The sequence below is a fragment of the Gallibacter sp. Marseille-QA0791 genome (genome assembly GCF_965119705.1).
GTDB classification, from domain to species: Bacteria; Bacillota; Clostridia; order Peptostreptococcales; family Anaerovoracaceae; genus Lentihominibacter; species Lentihominibacter excrementipullorum.
The window spans coordinates 1,324,970-1,345,491 of the sequence record NZ_CBCPMH010000001.1; the positions used below are offsets into that span (position 1 = coordinate 1,324,970).

17 protein-coding genes and 7 tRNA genes are annotated in these 20,522 nt (G+C 49.0%); 4 read left to right on the top strand and 20 right to left on the bottom strand.

Annotation, left to right across the window (positions count from 1 at the left end):
• Positions 1–8 precede the first annotated feature (8 nt).
• The 19 genes from ACQY69_RS06145 to ACQY69_RS06235 all read right to left on the bottom strand — a co-directional run bounded on the left by ACQY69_RS06145 (position 9) and on the right by ACQY69_RS06235 (position 13,465).
• Positions 9–85 (bottom strand) — tRNA-Arg (locus ACQY69_RS06145).
• A gap of 9 nt (positions 86–94) precedes the next feature.
• Positions 95–168: transfer RNA gene (locus tag ACQY69_RS06150), tRNA-Gly, on the bottom strand.
• Positions 169–173: 5 nt separating this feature from the next.
• Positions 174–248: transfer RNA gene (locus ACQY69_RS06155), tRNA-Gly, on the bottom strand.
• Positions 249–254: 6 nt separating this feature from the next.
• Positions 255–339, bottom strand: a tRNA-Tyr gene (locus ACQY69_RS06160).
• A 261-nt stretch (positions 340–600) separates the two neighbouring features.
• A tRNA-Thr gene (locus ACQY69_RS06165) sits at positions 601–675 on the bottom strand.
• Between the two features lie 24 nt (positions 676–699).
• Positions 700–776, bottom strand: a tRNA-Asp gene (locus tag ACQY69_RS06170).
• 24 nt (positions 777–800) lie between these two features.
• Positions 801–876 (bottom strand) — tRNA-Val (locus ACQY69_RS06175).
• A 72-nt stretch (positions 877–948) separates the two neighbouring features.
• Positions 949–1,599, bottom strand: a complete 651-nt coding sequence (locus ACQY69_RS06180) for a YigZ family protein (RefSeq protein WP_428259461.1) — start codon at positions 1,597–1,599, stop codon at positions 949–951.
• A 1-nt stretch (position 1,600) separates the two neighbouring features.
• Positions 1,601–2,887, bottom strand: a complete 1,287-nt coding sequence (gene hflX, locus ACQY69_RS06185; protein WP_428259462.1) for a GTPase HflX — start codon at positions 2,885–2,887, stop codon at positions 1,601–1,603.
• Positions 2,888–2,911: 24 nt separating this feature from the next.
• Entirely contained in the window at positions 2,912–3,577 is a 666-nt protein-coding gene (yunB, locus tag ACQY69_RS06190; protein ID WP_428259463.1) for a sporulation protein YunB, read from the bottom strand.
• A gap of 145 nt (positions 3,578–3,722) precedes the next feature.
• A complete protein-coding gene (codY, locus tag ACQY69_RS06195) occupies positions 3,723–4,499 on the bottom strand; it encodes a GTP-sensing pleiotropic transcriptional regulator CodY (protein ID WP_428259465.1) in 777 nt (258 codons plus the stop codon).
• Between the two features lie 258 nt (positions 4,500–4,757).
• Positions 4,758–6,191, bottom strand: a complete 1,434-nt coding sequence (gene hslU, locus ACQY69_RS06200) for an ATP-dependent protease ATPase subunit HslU (protein ID WP_428259467.1) — start codon at positions 6,189–6,191, stop codon at positions 4,758–4,760.
• Between the two features lie 10 nt (positions 6,192–6,201).
• Positions 6,202–6,741 carry an ATP-dependent protease subunit HslV gene (hslV, locus tag ACQY69_RS06205; RefSeq protein ID WP_428259468.1) on the bottom strand — a complete coding sequence of 180 codons (540 nt, stop codon included), beginning with the start codon at positions 6,739–6,741 and terminating at the stop codon, positions 6,202–6,204.
• A gap of 38 nt (positions 6,742–6,779) precedes the next feature.
• Positions 6,780–8,837 (bottom strand): type I DNA topoisomerase, encoded by a 2,058-nt coding sequence (gene topA, locus ACQY69_RS06210; RefSeq protein ID WP_428259470.1) that lies wholly within the window; start codon positions 8,835–8,837, stop codon positions 6,780–6,782.
• A 58-nt stretch (positions 8,838–8,895) separates the two neighbouring features.
• Positions 8,896–9,774 (bottom strand): DNA-processing protein DprA, encoded by an 879-nt coding sequence (dprA, locus tag ACQY69_RS06215; RefSeq protein WP_428259472.1) that lies wholly within the window; start codon positions 9,772–9,774, stop codon positions 8,896–8,898.
• Positions 9,775–9,796: 22 nt separating this feature from the next.
• Positions 9,797–11,329 carry a YifB family Mg chelatase-like AAA ATPase gene (locus tag ACQY69_RS06220; protein ID WP_428259474.1) on the bottom strand — a complete coding sequence of 511 codons (1,533 nt, stop codon included), beginning with the start codon at positions 11,327–11,329 and terminating at the stop codon, positions 9,797–9,799.
• A 17-nt stretch (positions 11,330–11,346) separates the two neighbouring features.
• The gene (locus ACQY69_RS06225; protein WP_428259475.1) at positions 11,347–11,694 is read right to left on the bottom strand and encodes a YraN family protein; all 348 of its coding nucleotides are present in this window, start codon (positions 11,692–11,694) and stop codon (positions 11,347–11,349) included.
• 342 nt (positions 11,695–12,036) lie between these two features.
• Complete coding sequence (locus ACQY69_RS06230) at positions 12,037–12,861, bottom strand: Cof-type HAD-IIB family hydrolase (protein WP_428259477.1); 825 nt, start codon at positions 12,859–12,861, stop codon at positions 12,037–12,039.
• A 4-nt stretch (positions 12,862–12,865) separates the two neighbouring features.
• Complete coding sequence (locus tag ACQY69_RS06235) at positions 12,866–13,465, bottom strand: MBL fold metallo-hydrolase (RefSeq protein WP_428259479.1); 600 nt, start codon at positions 13,463–13,465, stop codon at positions 12,866–12,868.
• A gap of 148 nt (positions 13,466–13,613) precedes the next feature.
• On the opposite strand from ACQY69_RS06235, the gene trkA reads away from it, so the two are divergent.
• The 4 genes from trkA to ACQY69_RS06255 all read left to right on the top strand — a co-directional run bounded on the left by trkA (position 13,614) and on the right by ACQY69_RS06255 (position 18,555).
• Complete coding sequence (trkA, locus tag ACQY69_RS06240; RefSeq protein ID WP_428259481.1) at positions 13,614–14,990, top strand: Trk system potassium transporter TrkA; 1,377 nt, start codon at positions 13,614–13,616, stop codon at positions 14,988–14,990.
• An 8-nt stretch (positions 14,991–14,998) separates the two neighbouring features.
• The gene (locus ACQY69_RS06245) at positions 14,999–16,462 is read left to right on the top strand and encodes a TrkH family potassium uptake protein (protein ID WP_428259483.1); all 1,464 of its coding nucleotides are present in this window, start codon (positions 14,999–15,001) and stop codon (positions 16,460–16,462) included.
• 13 nt (positions 16,463–16,475) lie between these two features.
• Positions 16,476–17,945, top strand: a complete 1,470-nt coding sequence (locus ACQY69_RS06250; protein ID WP_428259485.1) for a TrkH family potassium uptake protein — start codon at positions 16,476–16,478, stop codon at positions 17,943–17,945.
• A gap of 175 nt (positions 17,946–18,120) precedes the next feature.
• Positions 18,121–18,555, top strand: a complete 435-nt coding sequence (locus ACQY69_RS06255; RefSeq protein ID WP_428259487.1) for a CBS domain-containing protein — start codon at positions 18,121–18,123, stop codon at positions 18,553–18,555.
• Here the strand turns inward: ACQY69_RS06255 and rnr are convergent.
• Positions 18,527–20,476, bottom strand: a complete 1,950-nt coding sequence (gene rnr, locus ACQY69_RS06260; protein ID WP_428259489.1) for a ribonuclease R — start codon at positions 20,474–20,476, stop codon at positions 18,527–18,529. The genes ACQY69_RS06255 and rnr overlap by 29 nt on opposite strands.
• Positions 20,477–20,522 lie beyond the last annotated feature (46 nt).

Below are 20,522 nucleotides of genomic sequence, written 5' to 3' on the forward strand. Positions count from 1 at the left end.
TAAAAAATTGGCGAGCCCACAGGGATTCGAACCCCGGACACACGGCTTAGAAGGCCGTTGCTCTATCCAGCTGAGCTATGAGCCCTTAAAAAATTGGAGCGGATGATGAGAATCGAACTCACGCCATCAGCTTGGAAGGCTGAGGTTCTACCATTGAACTACATCCGCACATTTGGAGCGGAAGACGAGATTCGAACTCGCGACCCTCGCCTTGGCAAGGCGATGCTCTACCCCTGAGCCACTTCCGCATATATTGGTCGAGGGAGGTGGATTCGAACCACCGAAAGCTCAGCTAACGGATTTACAGTCCGCCCCCTTTGGCCACTCGGGAATCCCTCGATAAAGTCTGCTTTGCTATTATAACATATTTTTAATAAATGTCCAGTACTTAATTTAACACTATGGAAGTTTTTTCTCCCGCAGCATCTCCTCGCTGTGCCGGACTCTGCCAGCTGCTGGAGCCGGCGGAGGGAATTACACATATGCTTCGCATCTGCCGTCCTTGCCGCTGCGTTACCGCGGCTGCGGACATCTCGCTGCTCGAAAGTCCACCGGACTTTCTCGCAACGCTCGGGCCCTTTCGGATCCGATCCCCTCTTTTGGAGCTGGCGGAGGGAATCGAACCCCCAACCTGCTGATTACAAATCAGCTGCTCTACCGTTGAGCCACGCCAGCATGTGTCGTGTCTTTCCAGAAAATTGGCGATCCGGAACGGGCTCGAACCGTCGACCTCCAGCGTGACAGGCTGGCATTCTAACCAACTGAACTACCGGACCGCATCGTCGTCTTTTAGAGATAATTGGTGGGCGCTATAGGGCTCGAACCTATGACCCCCTGCTTGTAAGGCAGGTGCTCTCCCAGCTGAGCTAAGCGCCCACGTTCTCCAAAATATTCTGCTTGACACATTTATTTACTATACAGTATAAGTTGTAATATGTCAATATTTTTCTAAACTTTTTCCAAAATTTTTTTCTCTTCCAGTACATGTGCCGTACCGGATGTGATATTGGAAATCAAATCCGCGACATTCTCCTTTTGCTCCGGAGTCGTCATGATATCCATCGTCACTTTATCAGCGTACGATATTTCTCCTATCGTGAACTCCGCCGTCTCATCTCCGCTGTCCAGCAGCCGCTTTTTCGCCATGTTCTGCACTTTTGCCAAAAAAGTATAGTCCATCCTGACTTTCATAATCCATATCTCACAGACGCGGCATATCCCGGCTGCTTCTATCCCCAGCTTGGCACTTCCTGTATATGCCCTCACCAGACCGCCTGTACCAAGTTTTATCCCACCAAAATATCTGGTGACGACCACTGCTACGTCAGTTATCCCTTCGCTCACCAGCATCTGCACTATAGGGGCTCCCGACGTGCCTTGCGGCTCTCCGTCATCGCTGGCCCACTGTATCTGGGATTTATCTCCTATCACCATAGCCGGTACGTTATGGGTAGCATCTTTATATCTGCTTCTTATGGAAGCCACGAATTGGTCAGCCTCCTCCCGGGAAGAAACAGGCTTCACATGAGTTATGAATCTGGAACGCTCCACCACTTGCTCCGCTTCCGCTTCTTTCCTCACTGTTTTATATAGTTCCATGCTATTCCTCTCCGTTGATCTCGAATTTTCTGTATTTCTGATAATCACCGGGATCGAAGCTGCCTTCCAGCATCGTCCCCTCCGGCTGGTACTCGATGGCTGTTATCTCCCCATTTTCACAAAGATACGATGTCACCGCTCCTTTGTCATAAGGTATCCTCAGCCTGGCATGCTTTCTGTCTCCGAACAGCGCCTCCTTTATAGCTGAAAGAAGATGATCCATATTTTCCCCGGTCCTTGCGGAAATATATACAGCCTCATGGCCGCTCACATCCAGTGGTCTCTCGTCGGCCAGATCCATCTTGTTATAGGCCATGATCTTCCTCTTTCCCCCGGCTCCCAGTTCGTCTATGACCTTGTTCGTCACCTCTATCTGGAAGTCTCTGTTCTCATACGAGCTGTCCACTGTGTGTATGAGCAGATCCGCGTCTTTGACTTCCTCCAGGGTGGATTTGAACGCTTCCACCAGGCCATGAGGCAGCTTGCTGACAAAGCCCACCGTGTCTATCAAAATGAACTCGCATCCTTGCTCGACAGCTATTTTCCTGTGCTTAGTGTCCAGCGTAGCAAATAGCATGTCCTCCGACTTTACCAGCTTGTCGTCTCTTTCTGTCATGGAAAGAAGACTGTTCATGATGGCCGACTTTCCCGAATTGGTATATCCTACCAGCGCCGCCACAGGCAGCCGCGACTTGTCTCTGCCGGCTCGCTGGATCTGCCTGTTGAGTCCGGCTTTTCTCAGCTCCGCCTTTATATCATCTATACGCCTTGCGATGTGACGCCTGTCGGTCTCCAGCTTCTTCTCTCCCGGGCCCCTTGTTCCTATTCCTCCTCCCAGGCGTGACAATGCCTTTCCGAATCCTGTAAGCCTGGGCAGTCTATATTGAAGCTGAGCAAGCTCTACTTGCAGCTTCCCCTCCACTGACGTGGCTCTGTCAGCAAATATATCCAATATCAACACTGTCCTGTCGATTATCCTCGCACCTGTAGCTTCCTCCAGATTCCGCATCTGTACGCCCGAAAGCTCCTCGTTGAAGACAATGGTGTCCGCTTCCATAGCAGAACACATCTCCGCCAGTTCCTGTACTTTGCCTTTCCCTATCAATGTTGCTGTATTGGGTTTTTCCAACGCCTGGATCACACGACCCAGCACCTCTATGCCATCTGCCTCCGCCAGACCTTCCAGTTCATCCATCGAATAGGAAATATCATCGTCCAGCCGTATGCCGACGATGATGGCCCTGTATTCCTCTTTCACGATCTCGTTGTTTTCGTTGAATCTAAGCATAACCCTATATTACCACACTTTTCATCACGTTACATCCAAAATATCCTCTTCAGGCACCTGTACAAAGCTGTCCGGGACCTCTCCAAGTATCACTGTCTCCGCCAACAGCACAGTGGTAGATGTATCGAAAGTCCTTGAGCAGAAGGGAGCCATGACCTTGACACGACAACTGAGCACTATGTATATCTTGTACTTTGTCTGATTTATAGCCTGTTCCTCAAATTCCGTCCTGAAATCAGTCGACAACACGCTGAGAGGCACCACTGCCAGATCCATGTATGGCCCTGTCTGAGAAAAAAGTTTGCTTCCGAAGAGAGAACCTACCGGCACCTCCAGCGTCTCCTCATCCATCTCCCTGAAAGCCTGCTGCAAGCATCCCGTCAGCTCCGTCATCATGACATTTATGGCGATAGAATCGGCCTGCACCATCTCCGCCCTCCCGGATTCATCCTTCTTGACTATGAAAAAGTCCTTCTGTGGATCTTCCTTGCCGAACTGTTCTGTCAATGCCTTGTTGACTGCCCTGGACACCAGGACTTCCGCCCTCATCCTGGACACATCTTCCAGGTTAGGCTCTATTATCACTTCCACCCACAGCAGTATACCGGTAAATATCATGGCTGCCGCCAGCGCCAGAGCCGCCGCACCTCTTAATATGCCGCTCTTTCTTTTTCCCCGTTTCCTATACATGTCTCCCTCCGTCAGGCGGCCGGCTCCATCAGTTCCGGATGACGCTCCGCCCGGCAGAAAGGTTTTCCCATCGAAAAACTCCTGCCATTGCATCATATGCACGGCAGGAGTCCCTTGTCACAATTACGCTTTTAGTATCATCTCGCTATATAGTCATCTTATTGAGCTCATCTTTGAACTTGGAATTAGTTATTTTTATCCTCGTACCCTTCATTCCGAGAGATCTGGATTCCACCACTCCGGCGCTTTCCAGCTTCCTGAGAGCATTGACTATCACCGATCTGGTTATTCCTGATCGATCGGCTATCTTACTTGCCACAAGCAAACCCTCGTCTCCATCCAGCTCGGCAAAGATCTGCTGAACAGCTTCTATCTCTGAATAGGAAAGAGTACCTATGGCCATCTGTACCATAGCTATCTCTCTCTCCTCCTCCTCGCGTTCGAGAGACTTTCTTCGCTGTATCTCCATCCCGACTATAGTGGCTCCATATTCGCCTATTACCAGATCTTCCTCCTCAAATGAAGGGGAATATCGGGTCAACACCAGAGTCCCCCATCTTTGTCCTCCTCCCAGGATCGGGATTATGGTGTGGAGCTTGTCCGCCGTGTCATAATCATACTTGAATATCCTGAGAGCTTCATCTCCCGACAAATTAGCCGTCGTCTCCCTGACTCTCATCAGCTCTTCGTTATACTCTTCAGGAAGCACTTCCGATCCGGTCTCCGTATCGGATATGGCCATACTGTCGGATTTGCTCTTGTATCCCACTCCTATGACTTTTCCGTGCCTGTTGGTTATATAGACGTTAGCATCCATAAATTCGCTCATCAGCTCACACATCTCATTAAAAGAGAATGCTCCCGTCGGACTCTCCTGAAGCATCCAGTTCAGCTTCCTTATCTTCTTTAAAATATCTCCCATCTTATTACCTCATTATTTTTACTTGAATTTTTTTACATATTTAAGAATATTTTTATTATATCCCTTTGAGTCCAATAACACAATACATTTTTTTGATTTTTCAAAAAAATATTGTATTTTCACAAAAATTACACAAAGATGCTGTTTCGTTTTAACTTTTCTTAGTGAAATAATTGTAATTTTTGTAAAACTCAACAAAAAGCTCCATAGATACCCGAATCCGCGCAGATACATATGGAGCTTTCCATAAGCAATTTTTTACAATATATATTTATCGATATCTTCCGGATGTATCTTCTCGGCAAACTTTTCCCTGACATACTGTCTGTCGATCACGATCTTCTCTTCATCCATGTCCGGAATATTGAATGATATATCTTCCAGCAGCTTTTCCAATATTGTATGGAGTCTTCTGGCTCCTATATTTTCCGTCTGCTCATTCATCAAAAATGCCATGGTGGCAATCTCGTCAATCGCTTCTTCGGTAAACTCTATCTCTATGCCCTCTGTCTCAAGCAGCGCCTTGTGCTGCTTTATCAACGCGTTCTCCGGAACTGTAAGTATCTTCACAAAAGTATCCTTGTCCAGATTCTCCAGCTCCACCCTTATCGGGAATCTTCCCTGAAGCTCAGGGATCAAATCGGTAGGCTTCGCTGTATGGAACGCACCTGCCCCTATGAACAAAATGTGGTCCGTCTTTACCGGCCCGTACTTGGTATTTATCACGCTTCCTTCCACGATAGGCAGGATGTCTCGCTGGACTCCTTCCCGCGAAACGTCCGCACCACTCCTGTAGCTTGAACCTGACGCGATCTTATCGATCTCATCTATGAATATTATACCATTTTGCTCCGCATTTTCAAGTGCATCATCTGTGACCTGATCCATATCGATCAGTTTCTGCGCTTCCTCTTCTCTCAGTATTTTCCTGGCGTCTTTGACCTTCACTCTTTTGTTTTTCATCTTCTTAGGCGCCATATCTCCGAATATATTGCCGATAGCTATGCTCATGCCCTCGTTACCCATATCCAGTGTATTGGTCTTCGGCGTATCAGTCACCTGTATCTCTATATATTGTTCCTCCAGAAGACCGTCTCTCAGCTGCTGCCTGACCTGTTCTCTGGCCAGCGTATCAGGCTGCTCTTCCTTCTCCGCTTCAGCCTGCTTCTGCTGCTCGTACTGCTCTTTCTGGCTCAGATAACCGCTGTTTCCCAGTATGAAATCGAAAGGTCCTCTGTTCTTGTTGTCAGATACATGCTTCTTCTTGCCTGGGATTATCGCTTCTATTATCTTTTCCTCGACTATTTCGTCAGCGACAGAATACTTTTCTTCCAGCATCGCCTGCTTGGTTATCCTGACGGAAGCTTCCACCAGATCTCTCACCATGGAATCCACGTCTCTTCCTACATAACCTACTTCCGTGAACTTAGTGGCCTCCACCTTTACGAACGGCGCATCCATCAGCTTCGCCAGTCTTCTGGCTATCTCTGTCTTACCACAACCGGTAGGTCCCATCATCAGAATATTTTTAGGCGTGATCTCTTCTCTCATCTCTTCAGACAGCAGGCTTCTCCTGTATCTGTTCCTCAGCGCTATCGCGACTGATTTCTTTGCTTCATCCTGTCCTATGATATATTTATCCAGCTCGCCTACGATCTCCTTAGGCGTCATCTGATAAAGTTTATTGGCCATCCCTTACCTCCTATAACTTTTCTATGGTAATATGGTCATTGGTGTAGACGCATATGGATGCGGCTATCTCCAATGATTTTCTCACTATATCTTCCGCCCCCAGATCCGTGTTGTTGTAAAGAGCGTTGGCTGCCGAATAAGCGTAATTGCCTCCCGAACCTATGGCTACGAATGGCTGGTCGGGTTCTATGACTTCGCCTGTTCCTGACAGCACCAGCATATCGTTCTTATCAGCCACTATCATGAGAGCCTCCAGGTTCCTCATGGCTTTGTCCGAACGCCAAAGCTGAGCCAGCGCCACGGCCGCTCTCTTAAGATTTCCCCCGTGCTCATCCAGCTTACCTTCAAACTTCTCCGTAAGAGAAAAGGCATCGGCTACTGAACCTGCAAATCCCGTTATTATTGAATTCTTATAAATTTTCTTGACTTTCTTCGCGCCATTCTTCATAATGGCAGTTTCTCCCATCGTGACCTGTCCGTCTCCGCCTATGCAGATATCGTCAGGTCCTCTTCTCACTGCTACGATCGTTGTCGCATGAAATTGAACCATATTTACCTCCTTTTACCGCGCCGACACTTTCGCCAGCCCTATTCCCTGTAATCGCATTCGCTGTTGGAACATGCGTATTTAGTATCCTTGCCCTTCTTTTCGACCAGGAGAGACCCGCACTTGGGACACTTCTTATTTACCGGCTTATTCCAGAACACCTGGTCACAGTCAGGGTAACCGCTGCATCCGTAAAAGATCCTGCCTTTCCTGCTCTTCCTTACCACGATATCTTTACCGCATTTAGGACATTTGACATCGATAGTCTTCACGATAGGTTTGGTATTCTTGCATTCCGGATAACCGGTACATGCCACGAAGTCCCCGAACCGTCCGTGTTTGATCACCATAGGCTTTCCGCATTTTTCACACAGCTCTCCCGTAGGTTCTTCCTTGAATTCGACCTTTTCTATCTGTTCATCAGCTGTCTTCAGCTCATCCTTCAAGGTATCGTAAAAGTCCTCTATGACACTTTTCCATCTGACACCTTTGGTCTCTATATCATCGAGGTTTTCCTCCATCTGGGCCGTGAATCCCGCGTCCACGATCTCCTTGAAGTATTGCTCCATCATATCAGTTACTATAAACCCCAATTCCGTAGGAATCAATGATTTTTTTTCTTTTGAAATATATTTTCTGTCAGTCAGAGTCGCCACGATAGGCGCATAGGTACTCGGACGCCCTATGTCCTTTTCCTCCAGATCTTTCACCAGACTGGCCTCCGTAAACCTGGCCGGCGGCTGGGTAAAGTTCTGCTGGCCTTCTATATCGACTGCCTGCAGTACCTCTCCTTTTTCCATATCGGGAAGCAGTCTGTCGGCCTCATCGTCCTTTGACATCGAGTAAACTTTCAGGAACCCGTCGAACAACATCTTCGATCCGTTCGCCTTGAAATCATAGTCACCATTGGCGATGACCACACTTAAAGCCTTAAACTTGGCCGGAGCCATCTGGCTGGCTACGAATCTGTTCCAGATGAGGCTGTACAATTTATACTGATCTCTGCTGAGGGATTCCTTGACAGACTCAGGTTCAAGCTCCACATAGCTGGGTCTTATAGCCTCGTGAGCATCCTGGACATCCTTCTTTCTGTTTTTGTAGACGTTGTTGCCGTAATACTGCTCGCCCATAGTATTTACGATAAATTCCCTGGACGCAGCCCTTGCTTCATCGGATATCCTCACCGAATCGGTTCTGATGTATGACACCAGACCAATGGTCCCTCTTCCTTTGACCTCGATACCTTCATAGAGCTGCTGAGCTATCATCATCGTCTTCCTGGTGGAAAAATTAAGCTTGTTGGCAGCATCCTGCTGGAGACTGCTGGTGGTGAACGGCGCTGCCGCCCGCCTGGTCCTGTCCTTTTCCTCCAGGCTCTTTACGACAAATTCGCCCTTTTTCAGCTCTTCCAATACTGCATCATTCTTCTCCTTGTTCTCTATGAGTATCTTCTCGCCTCTGTACTCCGTCAACCGGGCTGTGAATTTCTTTTTCTTGCTGAATTCAGCCGTGATGGTCCAGAATTCCTGAGGCTTGAAATTCTTTATCTCGTTTTCCCTGTCGCATATTATCTTGAGAGCGGCGGACTGTACTCTGCCGGCGGAAAGTCCTCTTCTCACCTTTCTCCAAAGCAGCGGACTTATCTGATATCCTACCAGTCTGTCCAGTACGCGGCGAGCCTGCTGTGCGTCCACCAGGCTCAGATCGATAGGTCTAGGGTTCTTGATAGCCTCCTTGATAGCCCGCTCTGTTATCTCGTTGAACACGATCCTGCATGGAGCGTCCGGATCTATCCCCAACAAAAACGCCAAATGCCAAGATATGGCTTCTCCCTCTCTGTCCGGGTCAGTGGCCAGATAGACTTTAGACGCATTCTTGGCTTCCTTCTTCAATTCCTTTATGATATCTCCTTTACCTCTTATAGATATGTATTGAGGTTCAAAGTCGTTTTCTATATCTATTCCCAGTTTGCTCTTAGGCAGATCGCGGACATGTCCGACTGACGCGATGACTTTATACCGTCCGCCCAAAAACTTTCCTATGGTCTTGGCCTTCGATGGAGACTCTACTATTACCAGTATTTTCTTTGCTGCAGCCATGAAGACTCCTCCTTTTTTACCTAAGTTCAGCTTCTAGTATTTGATTATATGTATATTTTTACCCTTTTGCAATAAAAATTTTACCCATGCCTGAAAAAATGACGCCTTTCATTTCCATCACAGATACTATCCCCGCCACACGGGCCGGCGGTTTCCCTAACGCTACGCACAGTTCATCAAGAGTCATTTCACCGTGCTTCTCCAGGGCATGGAAAACCTGCAGCTCACTCTCGCCCAGTAATTCTTCCGCCTGTCTTCCAGACAACACGCTTACCCCCATCATTTCAAGCACATCGCCAGGGCTCAATACAGCGCAAGCCCCTTCCTGGATCAACTTGTTGCTGCCCATATTGTACTGGCTGTCCACATTGCCGGGGACTGTGCAGACTTCCCTTCCCTGCTCTGCCGCCAGCCCGGCTGTTATCAACGCGCCGCTGCCTGCGCCGGCCTGCACCACCAGAGTGATCTCCGCTAACCCGCTTATTATCCTGTTGCGCTGAGGGAAATAATACCGCTTCGGTTCCTCGTCCGGAAGATATTCAGAAAGCACCAGACCATTTTCCTCGATCTCCTTTTTGAGCCCGGCGTTTTCCCCGGGATAACATACGTTCACTCCACATCCCAGCACAGCTACCGTCTCGCCGCCGGCATCAAGAGCGCCTCTATGAGCGCATGTATCTATTCCCCGGGCCAGGCCGCTGACTACCGTCAGTCCGGCCTCCGCAATAGCTCCCGCGAATCTGACAGCTGTGGAACGGCCATATGTCGTAGTATTCCTCGAACCCACCACCGCCACACATCTCTTTCCGAGGATCTCCGTATTCCCCTTGCAATAAAGCTGTTTCGGGAAATCAGGGATCTCCCGCAGCATATCAGGATATTGCCGCATTCCCGGCCTTATCATCTCCACATCTGTGTTTCCCCGTTTCGTCAGCATGATCTCCTCCCGCACCCCCTGTTCAGAAGCCCGATGTCCTGTACATCAGCGCCTCCGCCACATGTTCTTCTCTTATGATATCCGCTTCCTCCAGATCCGCGATAGTCCTGGCAACCTTCAGCAGCTTGCCGTACGCCCGCATGGTCAGTCCCATCCTGTCGTGCGCTTCCGCCATGAGACTGCGCCCTTTCTTGTCTGTCTCGCAAAACCTTTCCAGACCGCTCTCATCCAGTCCTCCATTATTTTCATAGTCTGTACCCTTGTATCTTTCACGCTGTATCCGCCTGGCCTTTCGAACCATCTCCCTCATCTCGCCGGAAGAAATCGAAATAAGGCTGTTTCCCATACCGTCGGCGGTGAGATATTCCTTCTTCACAGGATCCATCCTGATGTGCATGTCTATCCTGTCGGCAAAGGGTCCTGAAAGTTTTCTCCTGTAGCTGTCCAGCTGTCTCCTGGTACATGTGCACACCTTCCTGTCATCCCATAGATTGCCGCATCTGCATGGATTGGCCGCCGCAATCAGCATCACGCTGGAGGGGAACACGACTTCTTCCATGCTTCGGTTTATCATGACACGTCCGCTCTCCAACGGCTGCCTCATAGAGTCAATGACCTTGCTGTCGAATTCTCCCAGCTCATCCAGAAACAGCACGCCTCTGTGAGCCAGCGATAATTCCCCCGGCTTCGGTCTGTTCCCGCCGCCTATAAGAGCGGCCATGGAAATCGTATGATGAGGGCTGCGAAAAGGCCTTTCGCCGATCACCGGTCTCTCCCTCCCCAAAAGCCCCGCGACACTGTAGATCCCCGTTATTTCCAGCATTTCCTCATAGGTCAGCTCGGGCATTATGGTAGGCACCCGCTTTGCTATCATAGTCTTCCCGCACCCCGGTCCTCCTATCATCAGCAACCCATGATTTCCCGCCACGCCGATGGTGACCGCCCTTTTCGCGGTCTCCTGTCCTGCTACCTGCGAGAAATCTTCCCGGTTTTCTTTCCGGCTCCACGTCTCTCTTCTATTATTATATATCGCTATTTTCTCATCCCCAAAGACATGTCCTGCCGCCTGCCGCAAGTCTTTCACAGGAAGTATATTGAGATCTCTCAGGACTGCCACTTCCTCCGCATTAGCTTCAGGCAACAGCACCCATTCTATCCCTGCTTCCCTGAGGCTCATAGCCAACGGCAGCGCGCCGGCTATGGGATTCACAGTCCCATCAAGGGATATCTCACCCAGAAACGCCGTCGTTCCCTTCGCCAGGACCGAAGATACGTTTTGCTCTACCGCCATTATACCTATTGCTATAGGCAAATCGAAATGGCTTCCTTCCTTGCGCTTGCCTGCCGGAACCAGGTTCACGGTCACTCTTCCATCCGGGAAATGGAATCCGGAATTCATGATCGCCGGTTTCACTCTGCCGCAAGCCTCCCTTATGGTGGCATCCGCCAGCCCTACGATGTTCAGCGTGGGCAGACCTCTGTGCATATCTGTCTCCACCGTCACCACGCTGCCCTTTACGCCTGCCAGAGTAGCGGTTTTTACCTTTGCAAGCATTCTTCTCCCCCCCCTGTTCAAAACGCGTCCATAATATGATTTACCACCACTTCCACTACGTCGAACCTCATCCTTCCATATATCCGTTCCCCGGGGGTTCTTTCCCGCAGATAGCATACCGCCGCGCTCTTCAGCCTCCGTCTTTTCCTGGCGCTTACCGCCTCGCATGGTCTGCCATAAAGGATCCCTCTCCTCGCTTTGACCTCGATGAAAACGATATCCGCATCCTTTTCCGCGATGATATCTATCTCCCCTTCAGGGCTCATATAATTGCGCTCCAATATCCTGTACCCTTCAGCTTCCAGCATCCCGGCAGCCGCTTCCTCGCCGATCCTCCCGATGACGACGTTATTCACATTTCCCATGTTCCGTTCCCCTTTTTTCGCTCTTTCCGTATTTACCGCAACTTATTATTACATTTTTTTACATAAATATAATAATATGTAATATATGTCGTGTCAAGAGAATTCGCTTCACTCATTCAAATAATTTTGCTACGTCTTGCCGCAAAATGTATATAAAATCAAAGGAGCCCAATCACCGGACACACTGTCGGTAATTGGACTCTCCGATTCCCATATGATTCTCATATGATTCCTATGTGATTTTAAACGATTTTACACTCAGCTTTTCGACATGCCTGAGACCGGACAGGCGATCGCCGGATCCGCAGATCCGCTCAGAGTCGCCGACCATCTCGTGACGTCTCATCCCAGAACGAACTTCTCTATGGCATCAGCCACTCCATCCTCCTGGTTGGTAGGAGCTATATATCTGGCCACTGCCTTGACCTCATCCTTAGCGTTGCCCACAGCTACCGGTATTCCGGAAGCTTTCAGCATCGCTATATCGTTAGGGCTGTCGCCCACCGCCATCATCTCGTCCTGTCCGACGCCGAATATCTGGCACATGTGTTCCAACGCGTCAGCCTTACTGGTTGTAGCCCCGCCTATTTCAAGATTATGATTAAAGGAACTGGTTATAGTAGCCTCCGGTATCGTCAGCAGCCTTTCCCTCATGGCCGGTTTTTCCGAAATATCCTCGAAATTTATATTTATATTTTCGATGGAGTTTCGATGTTCAAGGATGAACTGATATATGTCTTCCACCGGATTCCTGGTGTTGAGGATGTAACTGACGCTTCTGAAGCTTTCTCCCGACTGCTTCACTTCATCGTAGTACCATTTGTCTATGTAGGCAACGCCATCTATGAAACACTCGATGACGTAGTGATAATTTCTCAGCAGTTCCACTGAACGTTCAGCCGCCAATGGCGACATGCAGTTTTCATATATAGTCTTTCCCTCTGCCAGATCCGTTATCCTGGCTCCATTGGATGTGAGCGCGTATCTGATAGCGCCTATCTCCAGTACATCTTTCGGCAGCGCTGATCTGGGTCTTCCCGTAGCGATCACTATATTCACACCTTTTGCCGCGGCCTTTTCCAACGTCTTCCTGTTGCGTCCGCTTATCTTTCCTTCATTGTTCAGCGTCGTCCCGTCCATATCTAAAGCGATGAGTTTTACAGTCATTTTCCTACCTTCCGTTCACTATCTCATTGAATTCCGCATTTATCTTTCTGACCGTCTTCATGGTACATCCGTCCCCGTGTCCCGGATATATCATCATATCGTTGTTCCATCCATCCACCACGTTCAATATGCTGTCGCGCATCTCCGCTTCAGAGCCGTCCTCCAGATCAGTCCTGCCCAGATCAACATTAAACACCGTGTCCCCTGTGAACACGACTTTGCTGGCCTCACTGAGAAAGCACACGCTTCCCTTCGTATGTCCGGGAGTGCTCACGACCCTGATCAGCTCTCCTTCAAGATCGATGATATCACCATCTTCCATATAAACATCCACCGGCTTCCCGTACATATCACAATCAGCCCGGTGAAGATACACCGGACACGGAAATTCGTCCCTGAGCTTTTTGACTGCCCCCACGTGATCGTAATGGTGATGTGTCAGCAATATGGCTTTCGGCTTCAATGAATGCGTGCGTATCACATCCGAAATAGCCCTGGCTCCATATCCAGGATCTATCACATAGCATTGGCCCCCATCTTCATGGTATATCACATAGCAGTTGCTTTCCAGCATACCGCATATCAGTCTTTCTATCTTCAACATTTGAGTTCACCTCTTTCCCGATATCACTTTAAACATTTTAATCCATTTGCGCTCTTCTTGCAATTATATGTTGAAATCCCTATAATAAGTGGTAGAATTATTCTGTTCAATATTTCACAGGTAACTTAGTCTGTACAGGAGAGACGTTATGAAAATAGCCATAGTCGGCGCCGGCAAGCTGGGAAGAAACGTAGCTACCGCATTGCTGGGCGGCGATCACTCGGTAACACTGATAGATACCAATGAAGAGTTGCTGGAAAAGATCAGCTCTCAGATGGATGTCATGGTGGTCCATGGAAACGCCAAGGAAATAAAAATACTCAAACAGCTGGATATCGATTCCTACGATTATCTCATCGCGACCACCTTCAATGATGAAGCCAATATCATTATCGCTTCTTTTGCCAAAAAGCTGGGCTGCAATAAGGTAGTTGCCAGAGTAAGAGATCCGGAACACATGCAGCAGATAAATTTCATCAAGGAGACGATGGATATAGACCATATCGTCAATCCAAACCAGGGCATAACTGTCGAGATCTACAAATATCTGGCGGAGAAATACACTCTGAGCAACGGTATATTCTCATCCGGCAAAGTGTCATTGGTAGAATTCCCTGTAAAACGATACCCGAAACTCATCGGTAAGTCCATGAGGGATGTTCCCGGGATCCTTCCCAACATGCTGGTAGCAGCCATATCAAAAAACGGCAAGGTGATCATACCTCATGGGGACGAGATCATAGACAAGAACGACTTCGTATATATAATCGGCGAAAAAGCGCCTATCCTGGAGCTCAATTCGAAAGTACACGAACGAGGAAAGTATACTGATCTACAAAAAGTAATGATCGTTGGCGGTGGTAAGACCGGTTTTTATCTCGCCGAAATGCTTTCCGAATTCGGAGCTGCCGTAAAACTGATCGAACGGGACAAAGAGCGCTGCCACTATCTGTCCACCCATCTCGAGGACGTGATGATACTCCATGGCGACGCTACTGATCTGACGTTGCTGGAAGAGGAGAACCTTGACCTGATGGATGCCTTCGTTACCGTCACAGGCTTTGACGAGGACAATCTGCTGCTGGCCCTTACCGCGAAACAGCATGGGGTAGAAGACGTGATAGCCACCGTAAGCAGGACAAGCTATGCGGAAATAATCTCCCGCATGGGGATCGACATGGCTCTCAACTCACTCGATATAACCACCAGCAACATACTCCACTTCGTGCAGGGTTCCAAAAAGATCCTCTCTTCTCACCTGATCGAAGGACAGGCTGAAATAATGGAAATAATCGCCACTCCGCACATGAAGATACTGGATACTCCTCTTTCCCAGCTTGATCTCCATGACGGTATACTGATAGCTGCCATCCACAGAGGTGCAGAAGTGATAATACCTAACGGCGATACGGAAATACATGAAAACGACAGGATCATTCTCCTGAGTCTTCTGAAAGACAGAGTCATTACCGAATCCCTGATAAAGGATACAGGCAGACTGAGCTTTTTCAGAAGGAACAGATAGGGGGGCATATGAATCTCAGTTTAAGCTCGATATTGAGGATAGTCGGCATCACGCTGATCGTGATCGCCATGGCCATGATCCCTTCCCTCATCGTTTCCTTCATATATGATGATTCTGCGATATACATACCCTTTCTGATGACGATGCTGGCGGCTTGTGCCGCCGGTTTTCTGCTGGTAAAATCATGTCACAGAGAGACATTGAATCTGAAGATCCGCGACGGCTTTCTCATAGTGTCCCTGTGCTGGTTCATTTCAGCCGCGCTGGGTGCTGTTCCATTTGTCGTCACCGACAGTATCCCTCATTTTGCCGACGCGTTTTTTGAATCGTGTTCGGGCTTCACTACTACCGGAGCTACTGTATTGGCTAAGCCGGAGCTTCTCCCCAAGGGGATTCTCTTCTGGCGTTCCTTCACTCACTGGATAGGAGGGATGGGTATCCTCATCTTCGCCATTGCGTTGATGCCCTCGCTGGGGATAAGCGGCCAGAATATCGCGGTATCTGAAGCGCCAGGACCGTCGCTCGACAAAATAACTCCTAAGATGAGCGATACAGCCAAGTCTCTCTATACCATCTATCTGCTGTTCACCATTGCCGAGACTATCATGCTGATGGCCGGCGGAATGAGCTTGTACGACTCATTGATAACCACCTTCGGTTCCGTAGGCACCGGAGGTCTTTCCAATTACTCCGACAGCATAGGCCACTTCGACAGCACTTACCTCCGTATGGTCGTCACCGGTTTCATGTTCCTGTGCGGCGTCAACTTCAACCTCTACTATTTATCGGCAAAACACGGAATAAAAGTACTGCTGAAAGATTCCGAATTCAGAGTGTACTTTCTCATATTCGCCATATCATCACTGTTCATATTCGCCATGCTGATGATAAGCGGTCAATATGAATCATCGGGATCTGCTCTCAGCGATTCGGTCTTCCAGGTGTCCTCTATCCTCACCACCACCGGGTTCATAACAGCCGACTACGAAACATGGCCTATCGTATGTCAGGTAGTGCTACTGTTCCTCATGTTTGTCGGAGGCTGTTCCTCCTCGACAGGCGGCGGCCTGAAAGTCATAAGGATCATGGTCCTCTTCAAGCTGATAAAACGCGGGATCTCCACCAGGCTTCACCCTAACGTAGTGGAATCAGTAAAGCTGGACGGAGAAAACATCACGAATGATACGGCCTCCGCCATCGTCAGCCATGCCTTCCTCTATGTGATCATGGTCTTCGTCGGCGCTTTCATCATTTCATTCGAAAATGCCGATCTGATCACCTGCTTTTCATCGGTAATAACATGCATAGGCAATGTAGGCCCCGGTCTAGGCGCCGTCGGCCCTGTGGACAATTTCGGAGTCCTCTCCGATCTGTCGCTGTACACCCTTTCCGTATACATGCTGGCCGGCAGACTGGAACTTTATACTTTGTTCATCGTGCTGACGCCGAGATTCTGGAACCCTAATCGTTGACAGGAGAATTCAAATGTCTGTAGCAAATCTGAATTACAAAGCCATAATCAAGATAATGGGCATCATAATACTTGTCCTTGGCCTCACCATGGTCATTCCATGGATATACTCCATAGCTTCAGGCGACAGCGACGCCACATCAGCCTTTGGCAAATGCGTGCCGCCCACCATCATCGCAGGCCTGGTGATCATCCTGGCAGTCAAATCCCATAAACCGAGATTCCGAGCCAGAGAAGGCTATATCGTCGTAGCATCCTGCTGGGTCCTGGCCTCCACCATCGGAGCCTTTCCCTATTATCTTTCAGAATTCACAGATACCTATATAGATGCTGTCTTTGAAGCCACAGCCGGATTCACGACCACCGGCTGCACTGTTGTGACAGGAAACATACTTTCCGGAGGATTACTGCTGTGGAAAGCCATATCCAACTGGCTGGGCGGAATGGGCATACTGCTGTTCGTCATCTCCTTCCTGCCAGCACTGGGTATAAACGGTCAGATCATAGCCAGAGCTGAAACTCCCGGACCTGTACTGCGAAAGATGACTGTTCGAATGAGCGATTCGGCAAAGATCCTCTATATCACATACATTTCTCTCACGATATTAGAGATCATCCTGCTAATGCTCTCCGGGAAAATGCCATTCTTCGATGCTGTCATAACGTCTCTGGGGAACATCAGCACCGGCGGCGTGATGGTGCATCCTGAAGGGATCGCCTACTATGAAAGCGTATATATAGAGGTCGTGATGGCTATTTTCTGTATATTCTCCGCCCTGAACTTCGTCCTTTACCATTACCTGATAACAGGTAAATTCAAATTTTTCTTCAAGGATGTGGAGCTCCGGGCATTCCTCACCATCCTGGCGGGAGGTGTCGTACTGTGTACTGTAGGGCTCATGGCCGGAACCGGAGACAGCTTCGGTTCATCACTGCGAGCATCTTTCTTCCAGGTCATCAGCATGGGTACCACCTCAGGCTATATCAGCACACCTTATATATCCTGGCCTACTTCGTGCCAGATGATACTGATAACCATGATGTTTATCGGCGGCTGCGCCGCCTCCACATCGGGATCCATCAAGGTCATCAGGGTGATCGTCATGCTCAAGCTGATCTGGAGGGGATGTATACGACGCATACATCCCCGCTCAGTAGTCGCCGTGAAAGTAGGAAGAGATCCCATCTCCGCTCCTGTAGTTTCAGCTATCTCCGCCTTCGTACTGACCTATTTTCTCGTGTTTCTCATATCCATACTGGTATTGTCATTCCAGGGTCTTGACATAGACTCCACAGTCACCGCTACCCTGGCGATAATGTCTAATACGGGAACGGCCTTCGGCGAAACGGCTGTCGCAGGCAATTATGCCATGTTTCATCCGTTTCTCAAGCTGTTCATGAGCTGTCTGATGATCGTCGGCAGATTGGAGCTCTTCACCATAATCATACTCTTTACCGGAAACTTCTGGGGACGCGACAGATAACGATCTTCGTGCCGTACATCTGCTTTCTGCGGATAAATACCGCATATCGTGGCAATCATATATTATGAGCTATTGACCGTATGATATGAACATTATCCCACAGCGGCGAGAGTATCACGGTCCGACGCCTGCAGGCGGGACCGCGATACCTCCATATGGCAGAAAGGAGATAGAAATGAAAGTAAGAGATCTCATGAGCACCAATATAACATGTGTAAAAGAGGATGCCTCTGTTTCACAGATAGCATCACATATGAAAAGAGATGATGTGGGATGCCTCCCCGTATGTGACGATGCGGGGCACTTGAAAGGCATCATTACCGACAGGGATCTGGTTCTTCGAGCCCTGACTGAGAAGCAGCCAGGAGAAACGACCTCCGGAGACATCATGACCACATCTCCCGTTACCGTATCGCCTGATATGAATATCCACGATGCTGCTCTCCTCTTTTCCGCTCATCAAATAAGGAGGCTTCCGGTAATAGAAGCCTCCAGGATCGTCGGTATGCTTTCTCTTGGTGATGTGGCTGCCAAGCCCGTATGTATAGACGAGGCCGGCGACGCTCTGTCGGCTATAAGTGTTACCGGCGCTGCACCGGCAGAAAGTTGATCTCTCTGTTTTCCAGATCCACATAGTCGACCATTATGCTTATCTCATCCCCCAGCCTGTACAGCTTTCCCATACGCCGCCCTATGAGGGCGTATTTTTCTCTGTCGTGATCGTAGTAATCGTCATTGAGATCATCTATCCTGATGAGACCCTCTACTGTGTTCTCAAGCTGCACGTATATGCCGAAGCCGGTCACGCCACTTATGATCCCGTCAAAGCTCTCACCCACATGATAGCTTATATATTCCGCCTTCTTGAGCTTTTCCACTTCCCGCTCCAGCTCCACTGCTCTTCTCTCTGCCACTGACGACTGGTCTGCCGCATATTCCGCCGCCTTTCTGAAATGCTTGGCAGCTTTCCCTGTCATCTCCCCTCTGAGGCAGGCTTTGATTATCCTGTGTATCATCAGATCCGGATATCTCCTGATCGGCGACGTGAAATGACAGTAATACTTCAGCGCCAGACCGAAATGGCCATCGCAAACAGTGCTGTAGTAGGCTTTCTGCATGGATCGCAGTGTCACGTAGTTGACCACTCTTTCACTTTGCTTTCCTTTCACCTTATCCAGCATAGCGCTCACCGCTTTAGGATGGACGCCATCAGCTCTTCCCCTCAGATCGATCCCAAAATTTCTCAGAAACACTCTGAGCTGTTCCAATTTGTCGGCAGCAGGCTTTTCATGGACTCTGTAAACGAAAGGTACCTCCATCCAGTAGAAATGCTCTGCCACAGTCTCGTTGGCCAATAACATGAACTCTTCTATCATCTTATTGGCGCTTCTCCTCGCAGATATGCCTATATCCACCGGAACTCCGTTCTTATCCAGGGAGATACATGCTTCATCCAGGTCAAAATCCAAACTGCCTCTGTCATGTCTTATTTTCGCCAGCCGCACAGCCAGATTGTTCATCATGAACAGCTGCTCTTTTATATGTGCGTATCTTTCGCCCACTTCCCTGCTGTTTTTCTCCAGCAAGTCCGATACATCATCGTAGATCAACCGTTCTGTTGAATTGATGACGCTCTCATATATCTCGTGACGTACTACCGTCCCTTCCGGCGTTATCTCCATGTCTACCGACAAAGTAAGCCGCTCCTCGTGAGGATTAAGACTGCATATCCCATTGGAAAGTGCTTTCGGCAACATAGGTATGACCTGATCCAGCAGATAAACACTGGTCCCTCTCCGCAGTGCCTCCTTGTCCAGATCAGAGCCTTCTTTTACATAGTGAGCCACATCAGCAATATGTACTCCCAGCAGATAATTGCCGTTTTCCAGCAGCTCTATGGATACCGCGTCGTCAAAGTCCTTGGAGTCGGCCCCATCTATGGTGAATATCTTCTTGCTCCTCAAGTCGCGTCTCCCTGTCAAGTCCGCCTTGGTCACTCCGCGGCGTCTGAGGCTTTTGGCCTCGGAGCTGACCTTTCCCGGAAACTTCTCGCTCATATCGTAGCTTCTGGCCAGCGCCTTTATATCTCCGCCCGGCTGTCCTGCCCGGCTTATTATCTCCACGATCCTTCCTTCAGCGTTGTTGTTTCTGTCAGGATACCTGGTTATCTCCGCAACTACCTTATCGCCCTTTTTAGCTCCCGCAAAATCTTTTTTCCTCACGAATACGTCTTCCCGGGATTTCCTGCTGTCAGGCACCACGAACCCGAATTTCTTGCTCCGGTTAAAGGTCCCAACTATCTCTGTCGTATTTCTTGAAAGAACACGGTCAACGATACCCTCCGGTGACTCTCTCCACAGATGTCTCGGGATCAGGTCTATCTCGACCTCATCTCCGTTCATAGCGCCGTTCATAGACTCTGCTGCGATGAACACATCCTGCTCCAGCTCGTCACACGTGACAAATCCAAAGCCGCGTTTGTGCTTGCTCAACACGCCGGTAAGCGCTTTTTTCCTTTTCTTCTTTGCCATTTTCCTTTCCCCTCTTATCATATCGATACTATTTTACAGCATAAAA

What these genes read in the sequence shown, in the direction of transcription:
- ACQY69_RS06220 (WP_428259474.1), bottom strand. Translation starts at nt 11,329, where the DNA reads ATGCTTGCAAAGGTAAAAACCGCTACTCTGGCAGGCGTAAAGGGCAGC.
- ACQY69_RS06250 (WP_428259485.1), top strand. Translation starts at nt 16,476, where the DNA reads ATGTCTGTAGCAAATCTGAATTACAAAGCCATAATCAAGATAATGGGC.
- ACQY69_RS06245 (WP_428259483.1), top strand. Translation starts at nt 14,999, where the DNA reads ATGAATCTCAGTTTAAGCTCGATATTGAGGATAGTCGGCATCACGCTG.
- codY (WP_428259465.1), bottom strand. Translation starts at nt 4,499, where the DNA reads ATGGGAGATATTTTAAAGAAGATAAGGAAGCTGAACTGGATGCTTCAG.
- topA (WP_428259470.1), bottom strand. Translation starts at nt 8,837, where the DNA reads ATGGCTGCAGCAAAGAAAATACTGGTAATAGTAGAGTCTCCATCGAAG.
- hslU (WP_428259467.1), bottom strand. Translation starts at nt 6,191, where the DNA reads ATGGCCAATAAACTTTATCAGATGACGCCTAAGGAGATCGTAGGCGAG.
- ACQY69_RS06230 (WP_428259477.1), bottom strand. Translation starts at nt 12,861, where the DNA reads ATGACTGTAAAACTCATCGCTTTAGATATGGACGGGACGACGCTGAAC.
- ACQY69_RS06235 (WP_428259479.1), bottom strand. Translation starts at nt 13,465, where the DNA reads ATGTTGAAGATAGAAAGACTGATATGCGGTATGCTGGAAAGCAACTGC.
- rnr (WP_428259489.1), bottom strand. Translation starts at nt 20,476, where the DNA reads ATGGCAAAGAAGAAAAGGAAAAAAGCGCTTACCGGCGTGTTGAGCAAG.
- ACQY69_RS06180 (WP_428259461.1), bottom strand. Translation starts at nt 1,599, where the DNA reads ATGGAACTATATAAAACAGTGAGGAAAGAAGCGGAAGCGGAGCAAGTG.
- trkA (WP_428259481.1), top strand. Translation starts at nt 13,614, where the DNA reads ATGAAAATAGCCATAGTCGGCGCCGGCAAGCTGGGAAGAAACGTAGCT.
- ACQY69_RS06225 (WP_428259475.1), bottom strand. Translation starts at nt 11,694, where the DNA reads ATGGGAAATGTGAATAACGTCGTCATCGGGAGGATCGGCGAGGAAGCG.
- dprA (WP_428259472.1), bottom strand. Translation starts at nt 9,774, where the DNA reads ATGCTGACGAAACGGGGAAACACAGATGTGGAGATGATAAGGCCGGGA.
- ACQY69_RS06255 (WP_428259487.1), top strand. Translation starts at nt 18,121, where the DNA reads ATGAAAGTAAGAGATCTCATGAGCACCAATATAACATGTGTAAAAGAG.
- hslV (WP_428259468.1), bottom strand. Translation starts at nt 6,741, where the DNA reads ATGGTTCAATTTCATGCGACAACGATCGTAGCAGTGAGAAGAGGACCT.
- yunB (WP_428259463.1), bottom strand. Translation starts at nt 3,577, where the DNA reads ATGTATAGGAAACGGGGAAAAAGAAAGAGCGGCATATTAAGAGGTGCG.
- hflX (WP_428259462.1), bottom strand. Translation starts at nt 2,887, where the DNA reads ATGCTTAGATTCAACGAAAACAACGAGATCGTGAAAGAGGAATACAGG.